Here is a 15180-nt window from a genome sequence, read left to right on the forward strand (position 1 = left end):
CGCCGGTTCCTTTCGCCATCAGCTTGCGCGTCGCAAACGGCCGCCACGCGGCTGCGCTGCCTGATCTTCGAAGAGCGAGGCAAGCTGCTCGGTCATCGCGCCCGCAAGCTCATCCGCGTCGACGATGGTCACGGCGCGGCGATAATAACGCGTCACGTCGTGGCCGATGCCGATCGCAAGCAGTTCGACCGGCGACCGGGTCTCGATCTGCTCGATCACGGCGCGCAGATGACGCTCGAGGTAATTGCCGGGATTGACCGAAAGCGTGGAGTCGTCGACCGGCGCACCGTCGGAGATCATCATCAGGATGCGGCGCTGTTCGCGGCGAGCAAGAAGACGATTATGCGCCCAGATCAGCGCCTCGCCGTCGATATTTTCCTTCAGCAGCCCTTCGCGCATCATCAGGCCGAGATTGGTGCGCGCACGGCGCCACGGCGCGTCTGCGGACTTGTAGATGATGTGACGCAGGTCGTTGAGGCGGCCGGGCGTCTGCGGCTTGCCGCCGGCAAGCCAGCTCTCGCGCGCCTGCCCGCCCTTCCAGGCCTTGGTCGTGAAGCCAAGGATCTCGACCTTGACGCCGCAACGCTCCAGCGTACGGGCCAGAATATCGGCGCAGGTGGCAGCAACGGTGATCGGGCGCCCGCGCATGGAGCCAGAATTGTCGATCAGCAGCGTCACGACCGTGTCGCGGAACTGCGTGTCCCGCTCCATCTTGAAGGAAAGCGGCTGCATCGGATCGATGATGATGCGCTGCAGGCGGGCGGTATCGAGATAGCCCTCTTCCAGATCGAAGTCCCAGGAGCGGTTCTGTTGCGCCATCAGGCGACGCTGCAATCGATTTGCGAGCCGGCCGACAGCGCCCTGCAGGTGCGCGAGCTGCTTGTCGAGGAAGGCGCGCAGGCGCTCCAGCTCGGCAGCGTCGCAAAGCTCCTCGGCGGTGATTATCTCGTCGAACTCTTCGGTAAAGACGTGATAGTCGACCTTCTCGTTGAAATCGGCAAAGGGCGTGTTTGGACGACGGGTTTCGCCCGGTGTTTCCGAATCGTCCTCGCCCTCTTCCATCATGTCGTCGTCGGAGATCTCGGCGCCTTCGGTCTCGCCGTCCTCCATCTGCTCGTCGGCAACTTCGCTATCTTCGACCGGCGCGGCATCGGTGCCCGCGTCATCATCGACCTCGTCCTGATTTGACTCGTCGCCGTTCGGCTGGTCTTCCTGATCCTGCTCGTTGTCCTCATCGGGTTCGCTGTCGTCGTCGCCGTATTCTTCCGCCATTTCCATAGCGGAGAGCATGTGGCGGATCACCTTCGAGAAAGCCTGCTGGTCGTTGATGACGCTTGTAAGGTCATCGAGTTCGGAACCCGCCTTCTCCTCTATGAAGGACCGCCAGAGATCGAGAACCTTTCCCGCGGAGGCGGGCGGCTTCTGGCCGGTCAGCTTCTCACGCACCATCATGGCGACGGCCTCGCCGATCGGCGCATCCTCCTGCCGCTCGATGCCGGTGAAATTCGCCTTGGAGTACTTCTCCTCGGTCATCGAACGCAGGTTCGAAGCCACGCCCTCCATGCGCAGCGTGCCGATCGATTCGACGCGGGCCTGCTCGACGGCATCAAAGATCGCACGCGCGTCCGAGCCCTGCGGCGCCATCGTCGCGTGCACTTTTTCATCGTGGCAGGCAAGCCGAAGCGCCATGGAGTCGCCTAGACCGCGCGTCACCGCCAGCTCATGCGCCGTTGGCCGCTTGGAAAGCTCGGGTAGCCGAATACGCTCAGCCGTCATGCCGGGGCGCTCGTTGGCAAAAGTCACCTCGACCTCGCCGTCGCCTGCAATCGCGCGCACGCAGCCGGTTATCGCGCGCCGCAAGGGCTCGACGTCAACCGGGCCGTTTGGTCTTGCTTTCGAATTGTCACCACGTGATGCCATGATCGACGGGCCTTAAGCCTCCAGCACGATGTTGGCTGCGCTCTCCTTGAGCTCGACACCAAAGGCGCGCTGATAGTGCTCGGCGACCAGCGGACGCTCCAGCTCGTCGCACTTGTTGAGGAAGGTGACGCGGAAGGCGAAGGCGAGGTCGCCGAAGATATCGGCGTTTTCAGCCCAGGTGATGACCGTACGCGGGCTCATGACAGTCGACAGATCGCCGTTCATGAAGGAAGCGCGCGTCAGATCGGCGACACGGACCATCTTGGAAACGGTATCGCGGCCGTTCTTGTCCTTCTGGAAGCTTTTCACCTTGGCGGTTACGATGTTCACTTCATGGTCGTGCGGCAGGTAGTTCAACGTGGTGACGATCGACCAGCGGTCCATCTGCGCCTGGTTGATCTGCTGCGTGCCATGATAGAGGCCGGTGGTATCGCCGAGGCCGATGGTGTTTGCCGTCGCAAAGAGGCGGAAGGCCGGATGCGGACGAATGACTCGGCTCTGATCGAGCAGCGTCAGGCGGCCTGAAGATTCCAGCACGCGCTGGATGACGAACATGACGTCCGGACGGCCGGCGTCATATTCATCGAAGACGAGCGCGACATTGTGCTGATAGGCCCAGGGCAGGATGCCGTCCTTGAATTCCGTGACCTGAAGGCCGTCCTTGACGACGATCGCGTCCTTGCCGACGAGATCGATACGGCTGACGTGGCTGTCGAGGTTGATGCGCACGCAGGGCCAATTGAGGCGGGCAGCGACCTGCTCGATGTGAGAGGATTTACCGGTGCCGTGGTAGCCGGAGATCATGACGCGGCGGTTGTGGGCAAAACCTGCAAGAATGGCGAGCGTCGTCTCGCGGTCGAAGAGATAGTCGTTATCCAGGTCCGGAACGTAGGCATCGCCCTTGCTGTAAGCCGGAACGCGGATATCGGAATCGATCCCGAAGACCTCCCTGACCGAAACGGTAGTGTCTGGAAGCTCGGAAATATCAAGGTCAATCTTGCTCATCATGTCTCCAAGGCGGGTGCTTCCACCCGGCCATACTATCTCAGGCCATTTCGCAACCATGACGCCGCAGCTTTGTTCTGCGCCCGTTCAAGGTGGGAACGTCGGCGATACCTCTCCGGGACTGAAGCGAAACCTCGGCGGGATAATGACCGCTTGCGAGCATTCTGGAACAAAGTCCCGGACAAGAAACGCCGCGTCCGGAAGGTTGGCAAAGGCGGCGTTGGCAAAACGCACAGATGCATGCCGCGGTTGCCTGCGGCCTCAGCCGATTTGGACCATACCCGATTGAAGGCGGAGAGCAAGGACAGGAATTAACAAAAACCGTTCTGCTTCAACAATTGATAGGCCTGGATGACGGCGCGGAAGCGCTCTTCGGAACCGCGGTCGCCGCCGTTGGCATCGGGATGATGCTTCTTGACCAATTCCTTGTAGCGGGTCTTGATCTCGGCAGAGGTGGCACTTGCCTGCAGCCCCATCGTATCGAAGGCCTTGGCCTCCAGGCTCTTCAACTTGCGTTGCTCGGGAAAACGCGGACCGCTGCCCTTGGCGCCGCTGACGAAACCGAAGGGATCGCGCACACGGCTATAGGCGCCGGAGCGGATGTCCGAATGCAGCGGGCTGTCCTTCGCCGCCTTGTTGACGCCGACGGTCCAGGTCGGACGATGCCCGGTGACCGCCTCCTTCTGGTAGCGGGCGATTTCGCCGTCCGAGAGGCCGGAAAAATAATTGTAGCCCTTGTTGTATTCCTTGACGTGCTCGAAGCAGAAAAGAAAGAACTGCCCTTCGGCATTGCGTCCGACAGGAGCGCGATGCACGCCTTTTTTATCACAGCCGTCCCACTGGCAGGTCGGAGGAGCCTGCTCGGTTTCCTGCTCGCGTTTGCGGCGGGTGCGGATGCGATCGAAATATTTGGAATCGAGTCTCATGACGGCGCTAATTATGGGCCTGCCGCGAAGCGACGACAAGAATTGACAAACACGAATGTTGCTGGCTTGGTGGGAACCCCCTTTTTGCGAAGCAACTGGACGAAATCGTGACCCTTGAGACCCGCATCGAAGAAAAACTGACCGAAGCTTTTGCGCCCGAGCGCCTGAGCGTCATCAACGAAAGCCGCCTGCATGCCGGCCATCAGCCGGGTTTCACCGGCACCGGTGAAACGCACATGCGCGTGCGCATCGTCTCAGCCAAGTTTGCAGGAATGACGAGGCTCGCCCGCCACCGCGCCGTCACCGAACTGCTGAAGCCGGAACTTGACGCAGGGCTGCATGCGCTCGCCGTAGAGCTCGCCGCACCCGGCGAAGCAACCAGCTGGTAGGAACACGTCCCTCAAATAAGCGTTTGCCCTCCTTTCACCAAGGAGGAAACAGGGATGACGAAGCCGACGATTGCCCGCATCTGGCGCGGACGTACGCCAAGAGCCAAGGCTGACGAGTACGAAGCCTATAACTACGAAGCGGGCATCAAGCCGCTGATTGAGAAAGCACTTGGCGTCCAGACTTTTCGCGAAGACCGCGACACGGAAAGCGAATTCGTGACGATCTCTTATTGGGAGAATATCGAGGCGATGAGCACCTTTGCCGGCACCGATCCCACGAAGATCCATCACCTCGAACGCGACAGCGAATTTTTGATCGAACTGCCGAAAGAAGTGCAAATCCTGCGTCTGCTCACCAGCCACGGAGCGACCGGATAAGATTCAGAGCGGTTTGGTCTCGTTCTCCGCAGCAGGACGGATGCGTAGCCTGGTGATGCGGTTCTTCTCGCGCTTCATGACGATGAAGCGCTTGCCGTAAAAAGTGAAGGCCTGCCGCTCTTCCGGGATCGTCATCGATTCATGGATGACGAGGCCGGCGATCGTCGTCGCCTCTTCGTCGGGCAACTGCCAATCGAGCGCGCGGTTCAGGTCCCGGATCGGCACACTGCCATCGACAACGATCGAGCCGTCGGATTCCTGGCGCACGCCCTGCATATCGATGTCGTGCTCATCGGAAATATCGCCGACGATCTCTTCCAGGATGTCCTCGAGCGTCACGATGCCCTGCACCTCACCATATTCATCGACGACGACGGCGAAGTGCTGCTTGCGGCGCAGGAACGCATTGAGCTGATCTTCGAGATTTGTGCTGTCCGGCACGAACCACGGTTTCTGGGCAATCTTGACGATATCGAGATTCTCCGGCTCCACGTTCGGCTCGGCCAGCGCGCGCAGCAAGTCTTTTGCGTGGACGACGCCGATGATGTTGTCGATCGTGCCGCGCCACAGCGGCATGCGGGTATAGGGGCTCTCGAGGATCGTGCGAACCACTACCTCAGGCGCGTCATCTGCATTGATCGCCCGCATCGCCGTGCGGTGGACCATGATGTCGGAGAGTTCGAGCTGGCTAAGATCGAGTATTCCGCCAAGACGATCCCGGTCAGCCTTCACCACCGCCCCCTCGCGATGCAACAGATCGACGGTACCGCGCAGTTCCTCGTGCGCCGTCAGCATCGGGATTTCACGCGATAGGGTGATGCCGAAGCTCCCCAGGATCCGGCGGACGACGGCATTGACGAGAGATGAGATCGGGCCGACGACAGCGACAAAGAGCTTGATTGGCAATGCCGCGCTCAATGCAAAACGGTCAGGCGACGAGATCGCCCAGCTCTTCGGCAAAACTTCCGCGAAAATGACGAGGATCACAGTCATCGCAAGCGTTGCAAGCGCCACGCCCGAGCTGCCGAAGAGACTGAGAAACAAGCTGGTCGCCAGAGACGAAGACAGGATGTTTGCAAGGTTGTTGCCGATCAGCAGCGCCCCGATCAGCCGGTCGCGCCGCTCGATCAGCTGGCGCACAAGACCGGCGCGCATTTCGCCGTTGGCTTCGAGCGTATGCATGCGGCTGCGAGAGACCGCCGTCAGTGCAGTCTCCGAACCAACGAAGAAGGCTGATACCAGCACGAGGGCCACGATGGAAACGATTTCCGGCCAGTAAACCGCAAGAAATGCCAGCGTGCCTTCGAGTGTCATTGCGGCTGCTTTTGCTTGAGGAAGCCCAACACTTCGGAAGCCGGCACGTCATCGGCGATGAACGACCGGCCAATGCCGTGCGTCAGGATGAAGGTGAACTTGCCGTTTTTCACTTTCTTGTCCTGCGCCATCGCGTCGAGCAGCGTTTCAGCCGGCGGAAGAGCGCCCGGAATATCGGACATGCGCGTCGGCAGGCCGACCTCTTTCAGATGTTTCTCAACCCGCTTCGCGTCATCAGGGCTTGCGAGATTCATGCGCGCGGAAAATTCATGCGCGAGGACCATGCCGATCGAAACGCCTTCACCGTGCACCAGGCGTGCACTCTCATAGGCGGTGGCCGCCTCCAGAGCGTGCCCAAAAGTATGGCCGAGATTGAGAAGCGCCCGCGGACCGTTCTCGCGCTCGTCAGCGACCACGACATCGGATTTCGCCTGACAGCTTGTGGCAATCGCCTCGATACGCGCAGAGCCGCCGGCAAAGACGGCGCTCCAGTTTGTTTCAAGCCAAGCGAAAAAATCCGGCTTGTCGATAAGCCCGTATTTCGCGACTTCTGCATAGCCGGCACGGAATTCGCGCTCGCTGAGAGAGTTAAGAACATCCGTATCGGCAAGGACCAGATCCGGCTGATGGAAGACGCCGATAAGGTTCTTGCCGTGTCGGCTGTTGATGCCCGTCTTGCCGCCGACGGAAGAATCCACCTGCGAAAGCAGCGACGTCGGCACCTGCACGAAGCGCACGCCGCGACGCACGATGCCGGCGGCAAAGCCGGCAAGATCGCCAATAACGCCGCCGCCAAGCGCAATGACGTAATCATTCCGCTCGACGCGCGCCTCCAGGATCTTGTCGCAGACGGTCATGAGATGCTCGAAGCTCTTCGTCTTCTCGCCGGCAGGCAGCACAAGCTGCGCGCACATGATACCCGAGCCTTCGAGGCTTTTAGCGAGAGCTTCGAGATAGAGTGGCGCCACATGCTCATCCGTGATGATCGCAGCTTTGCGACCCTTCAGCCGGGACGCTATTTCCGCTCCAGCACGCGCGATCAGGCCCGGCCCGATCAATATATCGTAGGCGCGCTCACCGAGCGGTACGTGAACCTTTCGTTCGGCGGAGGAGGTGATCGCATTCATGGTTCGGTACTTTCGGTTTGGGCTTCGATCACGGCTTTCAACACTTCGTCAGCCATGACTTCCTTACGCACATCGCGCGACAACACGGTGATGTCGGCTTCGGCATAGATCGGGTATCGCGCGTTCATCAGGTTTTCGAGCGTCTGCTTTGGATTCTCGGTCTTCAGGAGCGGGCGCGTGTCGCGCTTGCTGACCCGCTCCCACAGCACGTCGAGATCGGCCTTCAGCCAAACGGAAAGGCCGCTCTTCTTGATGTGCTTGCGCGTCCGATCATTGATGAAAGCGCCACCGCCGGTAGATACCACGCGCGGCCCATTTTTCAGCAACCGCTTCATCACGCGTGTTTCCAGCGCACGGAACTCATCTTCGCCATAAGCTGCGAAAAGCTCCGAGATGGTCATCCGGGAGACGCGCTCGATCTCTACGTCGCTGTCGATGAAAGGAATACCCAGCTGATGGGCGACGATACGGCCGACGGAGGATTTGCCGGCCCCCATGAGGCCGACGAGGATCAGATTGCGGGACCCGAGCGTGGCGCGAGCTCTGTCTTTCAGGCTGTCTCCCACTTTCAGAACTGGGTCACTCATCGGTCCATTCACACTTTGTTTGCAAACGGTATCGACAAATGCGGGTGTAGCGTCAAGTCGCGGACCAGGGAAACATGGTTCAAAAGCCGCTTCTTGCACGCAAACCCGCTTCTTCATAAAAGAGGCAGAGCTCATGGAGTTGCGAAATGCCGACCCTCTTGCGTCTATTGGCTGTCCTGGCGATGATCGCTGGGGCGATTTATGGCGGGATGGTGGCGCTCGTGACCTTCGTGGAGCCACAGCCGCGCGACGTGACGATCCGCATCCCGTCGGAACGGATCAACCCGCCGGCAACTGGCACGATCAAACCGGCGAAGAAGTGATCCGATGAAGGATCTGAGCCGCGTCCACGTGGAAGCCTTTCTCGAGATGATGAGTGCAGAGCGAGGTGCTGCCGTGAACACGCTGCAGTCCTACGAGCGCGATCTGGACGACCTCCATGCATTCCTGAACGGCAAAAGCGTGCGGCTGACCGAAGCGGCCTCCGGCGATCTCGCTGCCTACCTCTCCTCGCTCTCGAAACGGGGCTTCAAGTCCTCGTCCCAGGCCCGCCGGCTGGCAGCCATGCGGCAATTCTACAAGTTCCTTTATGCCGAGGGCCTGCGGGTAGATGACCCGACGGGCGTTCTCGACGCGCCGAAGAAGGCGCGAGCTCTGCCAAAGACAATGGGCGTCGAGGAGGTGACGCGACTGCTGACACAGGCCGAAACCGAAGCCAACAATCCCGCGGACGGCCAATTGCAGCGCCGGCGGATGTTGGCGCTTCTGGAGCTGCTTTACGCGACAGGAATGCGCGTCAGCGAGCTCGTTTCGCTGCCGGCACGCGTTCTCGACCAAGAAGGGCGTTTCCTGATCATTCGCGGTAAAGGCAACAAGGAGCGGCTCGTACCTCTATCTCAATCGGCAATCGCTACACTCAAGGCCTATGGCCGGTCGCTCGCAGAAGAGAACGCCAAGACGAAGGATCCGGTTGATAGTCCATGGCTTTTTCCGGCAGCCTCCAAGGAAGGCTATCTGCCCCGCCAGGTTTTTGCCCGGGAGCTGAAAAACCTCGCGATCCGTGCCGGATTGACGCCATCAATGATCTCGCCGCACGTCATGCGTCACGCCTTTGCAAGCCATCTTCTTGCTAACGGCGCCGACCTTCGCGTAGTTCAAGAACTCCTCGGACATTCCGACATTTCGACGACACAGATCTATACGCATGTCCTTGAAGAAAGGCTGCAGCAACTGGTTCAGACGCATCACCCCCTTGCCAAACAGGCGAAAAAGCACGAATAGGACCGGCGACATGGGGCAAGGCCAGCAAGATGCCCCGGGCACAAGGAACGGAAACGCACCTCATGCACAACTATCTCGACTTCGAAAAGCCGATCTCCGACCTCGAAGGCAAGATCATCGAACTGAAGAAGCTCGCTTCCGAAGACGAGAGCATCGATACGTCCGATGAGGTCGGCAGGCTGGAGGTTCGCGTTCGCGAAGCGATGGTCGATATCTATTCCAAGCTCAACGCCTGGCAAAAGACGCAGGTTGCTCGCCATCCGCAGCGCCCGCACTTCGTCGATTATGCAAAAATTCTCTTCCAGGAGTTCACGCCGCTCGCCGGCGACCGCAAGTTCTCCGAGGACGCGGCGATCCAGGCAGGCCTTGCACGCTTTCGCGGCCAGCCGATTGCCGTCATAGGCCAGGAAAAGGGCAGCGATACCAAGAGCCGACTGAAGCACAATTTCGGCAGCGCCCGCCCTGAAGGCTATCGCAAGGCGATCCGCATTCTTGAAATGGCTGACCGTTTCGGCCTTCCGGTCGTCACCCTCGTCGATACCGCTGGTGCTTATCCAGGCGTGGGCGCTGAAGAGCGCGGCCAGGCTGAAGCAATCGCGCGCTCGACGGAAATGTGCCTTGGCGTGAAAGTGCCGATCATCTCCGTCATCATCGGCGAAGGGGGCTCCGGCGGCGCAATCGCGATCGCGACCGGAAACAAGGTCTATATGCTCGAGCATTCGATCTACAGCGTGATCTCACCGGAAGGCGCGGCCTCCATTCTATGGCGAGATTCGACCCGCGCCAGGGAAGCGGCCACCAACATGAAGATCACCGCCGAGGACCTGAAGTCGCTTAGCATCATCGACGGCATCATTCCCGAACCGCTCGGCGGCGCGCATCGCGATCCGGGAAGCGTCATCGCCGCCACCGGCGATGTCATCGCCAGCGCCCTTGCCGAACTTTCGCCGCGTTCCGGCGAACAGCTGCGCAACGACCGCCGCCAGAAATTCCTCGCCATGGGCCGGAATCTCGCATAACTCCCAGCATACGTGACCGGATTGCGGCCAAACCTTGGCCACAATAATGTTATCTGTAACAGTCGCGCTTGCGGGATATCCTTGGGCAAGTCATAGGCTGGTAAGAAATTGTGAAGTATAAGCCGCCTATGATTCTGGGATCGCCCGGACTCCATGGACGCGGATCGGGTCGTATCGATTTAATGGGCTTGTTGGGAAATGCGCATTCGTCATTTTGCCTATGTTTCTGTGATGGCGCTGGCTCTTGCCGGCTGCAACGACGCTTTGGACGTCACCCATACTGATCTGTCGAAGGTCAAGAACAAGGTTGAGCAACCTCTGCCGGCACGTATCCTCGCCGATATGAGAACGAAAGGCATGGACCGCAATTCCCCGATCATGATCCGTATCTTCAAGGAAGAAGGCGCTCTCGAAGTTTGGAAGGCAAAGACGGACAACCGCTTCGACAAGATCGCGGATTACAAGATCTGCGCGTGGTCCGGCCGGCTGGGCCCGAAGGTCAAGACTGGCGACCGGCAGGCGCCGGAGGGCTTCTACAACCTGACACGGGCGAACCTGAACCCGAACTCCAAATATTATCTGGCGATCAACACCGGCTTTCCGAACCGATACGACGTCATCAACGGCCGCACAGGCTCCGACTTGATGATCCACGGCGCATGTTCGTCTTCCGGCTGCTATTCGATGACCGACGAGCAGGTTCTGGAAATCTACGCTTTCGCGCGTGATGCCTTCAAAGGCGGCCAGGCAACCGTTCAGCTGCAGGCTTTTCCCTTCCGCATGACGGCGGAAAACATGTTCAAGCATCGCCTGAACCAGAACTATGACTTCTGGAAGATGCTGAAGGTCGGCTACGACAATTTCGAGGTCACCAAGCGTCCGCCGGAAGTGAATGTCTGCGAGAAGAAATATATCTTCAACCAGCAGTTAGCGCAGGGCAGCGCCGCCTTCAATCCGGCAGGCCAGTGCCCAGCGATGTCCACGCCTCCAGCGCTGGCGTCAGCACTTGCTGCCTATAACAAAACATACGCGACCGACTTCGCCAGGGCCGAAAGGAAATTCGACGGCATGGCTTGGTACGACCCAACCGAAGCCGAGCGTAAAGCCGTCGTCGCCAAGCAGCGCAAGGGCCGTGAACTCGCTTATGCTCCGACCGGCACGTCGCTGGAGGCAGGCCGCATGGTCAAGGTAGCCGAACTTGAGGAAATGATGTCGAAGCCCGCTGCACCCGCGGCAAATGCGACGGCGACCGCCGCTGCAACACCGGCAGCAACACCTGCTCAGAACAATGCGACGGCTGTTGCAGCGGTTGTACCTGCCAATGTCCCCGTTCCGACGCAGAATCCTCTGGCCTTCGCGCCGGAACCGCCTCCGCAGGAAACGGCAGAAGCCACCAAGAAGCCGTTCTGGAAATTCTGGGCCAGGAACTGAGCGGCTTGGACGCCTTTTCCTATGACCTGCGCGGCCTGAAATGCCCCCTACCCGTGCTGAAGACCCGCCGCAAGCTTTCTTCCATGACAAGCGGCGCGCTGATTCGGGTAGAAACGACCGACCCGCTGGCTGGGATCGACATCCCTCATTTCTGTAAGGAAGACGGACACGCGTTACTGGAAACGGTGAAAACCGAAACCGGTCACCGTTTCCTGATCCGCAAGCGATAATCTCAGATCTTCATGCCAGGAATGGCGAGCGGATTGTCGTTGAGAGCCGCGCGATCGGGCGTGTCGATCCGCGGCTTCCCGAGGAATGCATCGAAGAGGTTCTTCACGAAATCCTCCGGCAGATCCTTGGTGATCAGTACCATGCGCGTGCGCCGGTCGATCGGATCCGGCCAGGCCGGAAGGCGCACCGGCGGGTGAAAGATATTCTGCACGCCATGCAGGACCAGAGGCCTCTCCGGCCTGTCCGAAACGGCAACGATGGCCTTCATGCGCAGCAGCTTTTCGCCATGCGCGGAGCGCAACAGGTCGATGAACATCTCGAGCGCCATCGGCTCGATCGGCTTGTCTTCGACAATCGAGAAGGACCGGATCGACGCATCGTGACGGTTCACATCATGGGGATCTTGGTGGTCATGACCATGATGGTGGTGGTGATCGTGGCCATGATGGTGATGGTCATCATGCTCGTCTTCGTCGCGAAGCCAGCGGCTGACGTCGGCGATCTTCGTTGCCGGGTTGTATAGACCGTTTACGAAAATCTCCGCGCTACCGGCGGGCGCGCTGTCAGCATCCATCGGCACCGCGCGCGGATTGAGGTGACGCAGCCGCGCCTTAAGCACCGGCAACAGCTCGGCGGATGCCATCGCCTGCTTCGACACGATGAGGCGATCGGCGACTGCGACTTGCCGGCGCGCCTCCTCATGATTGGTGAGCGTCTGAAGACCATTGACTGCGTCAACGACCGTGACAACGCCGTCGAGCTCAAAATTGGTGGCGATAATCGGGTTGCCCATGATCGCCTGCATGACCGGCGCCGGATCGGCAAGGCCGGTAGTCTCGATCACGACACGTTTCACGGGCTTGACCCGGCCGGTCTGCACCGCATCCATGAGGTTTGCCAGCGTATCGACGAGCTCGCCGCGCACTGTGCAGCAAAGGCAGCCGTCAGAAAGCTCGATGATCGCATCGCCCGAGCTTTCGACGAGGAGATGGTCGATGCCGACATCGCCGAATTCGTTGATGATAACTGCGGCATCCTTCATCGCCGGATCCTTGAGGATGCGGTTCAGCAAGGTTGACTTGCCGGCGCCAAGAAAGCCGGTCAGGATCGTGACCGGGATTGTGTCGTGATGACTGCTCATTTTCTTTGCCTTAGAAGGACGTCGGGCGCGGCAGCGGTACCGGCACATTGGCAAGGTCGCCGATTGCCTCGGCCTTTGCCATCTTGTCCGGCTGGACTTCCTGGCCGGGAATGAGGCCGGCAAAGACGTAACGCGGCTCGTGATCCATTTCCTGGATATAGGGCGACTGCACTTTCATGCGGCCGACCTCGTCGCGCGTTTCGCTGCGCACCTTGGCACCCTTTGCGCTGCAGATATCGGCGCTCAAGTCGGTGACCTGATCCTGCCCCAGTCCGTAGGGTTTCAACGAACCCAAGGTATCGACTGCGGGAAACTGTGCCGTAAAGCCCTTCTGCAACAGGTTCGCCGTCGCATCCGCACGCGCCGCGAGGCTGTCTGTGCCCAAAACGACCGAAATGATGGTGCGGCCGTTACGGGTCGCCGAACCGATCTGGTTGAAGCCCGACGCGCAGATGAAACCGGTCTTCATGCCGTCCGCACCGGCGAAACGGCCGATCAGCAGATTGATATTCGGCGTGTTCGTCTTGCCGTTGGTAAAGCCTTCAAGAGCGAAATAGCCCGCATATTGCGGGAAGTCACGCCGTAACGCGACCGTCAGGACTGCGAGATCGCGCGCCGTCGTATATTGGCCCCTGCCTGGCAGGCCGTTCGGATTGACAAAATGCGAATCCGACATGCCGAGCTTTGCTGCATCGGAATTCATGCGCAGGACAAAGGCATCCTGGGTGCCAGCGACGGCCTCTGCCACGGCAACCGCGACGTCATTCGCCGACTTGATCATGAGGATCTTCAACGCACTGTCGAGCGTCAGCTTCTGCCCCGGCTTGTAATACATTTTCGCAGCCGGCTGGGCAGCCGCCTGCTTGCTGATGACGATCGGCGTTTCGAGGCTGATCTCGCCGGCGCGGATTGCATTGAACACCGTATAGGCCGTCATCAGCTTCGTCAGCGATGCCGGGTACCATTTGCGAAAGGCTTCCTCATGCTCCAGCACGCGGCCGCTTTGGACATCGACGAGGATATGCGGATTGGCCTGCGCCAGCGGAACCGAGAAGAAAAAAGCGGCGGTAGCGGTGGCTGCGAGTGAAATCAAACGTTTCTGGCGCGTTGACACGGTTCGTCCCTAAGATGTCCGGAAATCTCGAAAGCTTCACCTATTTAGCTTATATGGCCATGACATGGCAAAGGTCATTGAATAAGTTATTTCCGCGGCGCAGCATTGCGCAAGCCGCCGGACAACCCGATTTCGCGACAGGAAGCTACGTATGCCGATTTTGAACAGAGCCGCTGAAATGCAAGCCGAAGTGGCCGAATGGCGCCGCTATATCCACGCCCGGCCGGAGCTTCTTTTCGCGGTCGAAAACACGGCGGCCTTCGTTGCCGGCAAGCTCAGGGAGTTCGGCGTTGACGAAATTGTGACCGGCATCGGCCGCACCGGCGTGGTCGGCCTGATCAAGGGCAAGGGAGAGGGCAGCCGTACGATCGGCCTCCGCGCCGACATGGACGCCCTGCCGCTGACGGAGATCACCGGCAAGCCCTGGGCCTCGACGACGCCCGGAAAGATGCATGCCTGCGGACATGACGGCCACACGGCAATGCTGCTCGGCGCCGCGAAATATCTTGCCGAGACCCGCAACTTCAACGGCAACATCGCCGTAATCTTCCAGCCGGCCGAAGAGGGCGGCGGTGGCGGCAACCTGATGGTCCAGGACGGCATGATGGAGCGCTTCAGTATCGAGGAGGTCTACGGGATGCATAATCTGCCGGGCCTTCCCGTCGGGCAGTTCGCCATCCGCCAAGGCGCGATCATGGCCGCAACGGACGAGTTCACGGTGACGATCAAGGGCCTCGGCGGTCATGCCGCCCAGCCGCACCGGACGATCGACCCGATTGCGATCGGTGCGCAGATCGTCACCAACCTGCAGATGATCGCTTCGCGCAGCGCCGATCCCCTGCGTTCTGTCGTCGTCTCGGTTACCAAGTTCAATGCGGGTTTCGCCCACAACGTCATTCCGAATGATGCGCAGATCGCCGGCACGATCCGCACGCTCGACGCTGAAGTCCGTGATCTGGCGGAAACACGCCTGAAGCAGATCATCAACGGCCTAGCCGCTGCCCATGGCGCGCAGGCCGATATCAGTTTCCACCGCAACTATCCCGTCACCGTCAACCATGCCACGGAGACCACCCATGCGATTGCCATCGCCAGCGACATAGCGGGCGCGGCAAACGTCAATTCTGAAATCGATCCGATGATGGGAGGCGAGGATTTCTCCTACATGCTCAACGCCCGTCCCGGCGCTTTCATCTTCATCGGCAACGGCGACAGCGCAGGCCTTCATAATCCGGCCTATGATTTTAACGACGAAGTCATTGCCCACGGCATCTCTTATTGGGTCCGCCTTGCCGAACAGCGTTTGGGCGCGTGAAA

The 15180-nt window shown here is 59.9% G+C and carries 16 protein-coding genes; 8 read left to right on the forward strand and 8 right to left on the reverse strand.

The genetic code is table 11. From position 1 onward, the window contains the following. Positions 1-18: 18 nt before the first annotated feature. From cobT to QA644_RS17610, 3 genes are all read right to left on the reverse strand, one after another. On the reverse strand, positions 19-1920 hold the full coding sequence (gene cobT / locus QA644_RS17600) for a cobaltochelatase subunit CobT (RefSeq protein ID WP_194728340.1): 1902 nt from the start codon (positions 1918-1920) through the stop codon (positions 19-21). 12 nt (positions 1921-1932) lie between these two features. Continuing rightward, entirely contained in the window at positions 1933-2925 is a 993-nt protein-coding gene (gene cobS, locus QA644_RS17605) for a cobaltochelatase subunit CobS (protein WP_022718065.1), read from the reverse strand. Positions 2926-3236: 311 nt separating this feature from the next. Beyond that, on the reverse strand, positions 3237-3851 hold the full coding sequence (locus QA644_RS17610) for a J domain-containing protein (protein WP_074069857.1): 615 nt from the start codon (positions 3849-3851) through the stop codon (positions 3237-3239). Between the two features lie 104 nt (positions 3852-3955). Between QA644_RS17610 and QA644_RS17615 the strand changes: the two genes are divergently transcribed. Together QA644_RS17615 and QA644_RS17620 are read left to right on the forward strand one after the other, a co-directional pair. Continuing rightward, positions 3956-4240, forward strand: a complete 285-nt coding sequence (locus QA644_RS17615) for a BolA family protein (RefSeq protein WP_028740097.1) — start codon at positions 3956-3958, stop codon at positions 4238-4240. A gap of 54 nt (positions 4241-4294) precedes the next feature. Next, a complete protein-coding gene (locus QA644_RS17620; protein ID WP_074069858.1) occupies positions 4295-4618 on the forward strand; it encodes a hypothetical protein in 324 nt (107 codons plus the stop codon). Between the two features lie 3 nt (positions 4619-4621). On the opposite strand, the gene QA644_RS17625 is transcribed toward QA644_RS17620, so the two are convergent. From QA644_RS17625 to QA644_RS17635, 3 genes are read right to left on the reverse strand one after another with little or no spacing between them, the layout of a single operon-like run. Further along, positions 4622-5932, reverse strand: coding sequence for an HlyC/CorC family transporter (locus QA644_RS17625; RefSeq protein ID WP_074069859.1), 1311 nt, complete (start codon positions 5930-5932; stop codon positions 4622-4624). Next, complete coding sequence (aroB, locus tag QA644_RS17630; RefSeq protein WP_239596665.1) at positions 5929-7059, reverse strand: 3-dehydroquinate synthase; 1131 nt, start codon at positions 7057-7059, stop codon at positions 5929-5931. The genes QA644_RS17625 and aroB overlap by 4 nt, the downstream gene beginning before the upstream one ends. Then, positions 7056-7646, reverse strand: a complete 591-nt coding sequence (locus QA644_RS17635) for a shikimate kinase (RefSeq protein ID WP_194730246.1) — start codon at positions 7644-7646, stop codon at positions 7056-7058. The genes aroB and QA644_RS17635 overlap by 4 nt, the downstream gene beginning before the upstream one ends. Before the next feature lie 146 nt (positions 7647-7792). Between QA644_RS17635 and QA644_RS17640 the strand changes: the two genes are divergently transcribed. From QA644_RS17640 to QA644_RS17660, 5 genes are all read left to right on the forward strand, one after another. Further along, complete coding sequence (locus QA644_RS17640) at positions 7793-7969, forward strand: hypothetical protein (RefSeq protein WP_022718059.1); 177 nt, start codon at positions 7793-7795, stop codon at positions 7967-7969. 4 nt (positions 7970-7973) lie between these two features. Further along, on the forward strand, positions 7974-8927 hold the full coding sequence (gene xerD / locus QA644_RS17645) for a site-specific tyrosine recombinase XerD (protein ID WP_283069766.1): 954 nt from the start codon (positions 7974-7976) through the stop codon (positions 8925-8927). A 62-nt stretch (positions 8928-8989) separates the two neighbouring features. Continuing rightward, positions 8990-9946 carry an acetyl-CoA carboxylase carboxyltransferase subunit alpha gene (locus tag QA644_RS17650; RefSeq protein WP_074069863.1) on the forward strand — a complete coding sequence of 319 codons (957 nt, stop codon included), beginning with the start codon at positions 8990-8992 and terminating at the stop codon, positions 9944-9946. 198 nt (positions 9947-10144) lie between these two features. Continuing rightward, positions 10145-11377 (forward strand): murein L,D-transpeptidase family protein, encoded by a 1233-nt coding sequence (locus tag QA644_RS17655; RefSeq protein WP_283069768.1) that lies wholly within the window; start codon positions 10145-10147, stop codon positions 11375-11377. A gap of 5 nt (positions 11378-11382) precedes the next feature. Continuing rightward, positions 11383-11607: a sulfurtransferase TusA family protein gene (locus QA644_RS17660; RefSeq protein ID WP_039846307.1), complete on the forward strand. Its 225-nt coding sequence runs from the start codon at positions 11383-11385 to the stop codon at positions 11605-11607. A gap of 2 nt (positions 11608-11609) precedes the next feature. Here the strand turns inward: QA644_RS17660 and QA644_RS17665 are convergent, their stop codons facing one another. Together QA644_RS17665 and QA644_RS17670 are read right to left on the reverse strand one after the other, a co-directional pair. Continuing rightward, the gene (locus QA644_RS17665; RefSeq protein WP_283069771.1) at positions 11610-12749 is read right to left on the reverse strand and encodes a GTP-binding protein; all 1140 of its coding nucleotides are present in this window, start codon (positions 12747-12749) and stop codon (positions 11610-11612) included. A gap of 10 nt (positions 12750-12759) precedes the next feature. Beyond that, positions 12760-13842, reverse strand: coding sequence for a D-alanyl-D-alanine carboxypeptidase family protein (locus QA644_RS17670; protein ID WP_239599693.1), 1083 nt, complete (start codon positions 13840-13842; stop codon positions 12760-12762). Between the two features lie 172 nt (positions 13843-14014). Here QA644_RS17670 and QA644_RS17675 point away from each other — a divergent pair, with 172 nt between their 5' ends. Continuing rightward, positions 14015-15178, forward strand: a complete 1164-nt coding sequence (locus QA644_RS17675) for a M20 aminoacylase family protein (protein ID WP_239596662.1) — start codon at positions 14015-14017, stop codon at positions 15176-15178. The last annotated feature ends 2 nt before the right edge of the window (positions 15179-15180 follow it).

Source organism: Rhizobium sp. CC1099 (assembly GCF_029714385.1).
Classification (GTDB): Bacteria; Pseudomonadota; Alphaproteobacteria; order Rhizobiales; family Rhizobiaceae; genus Rhizobium.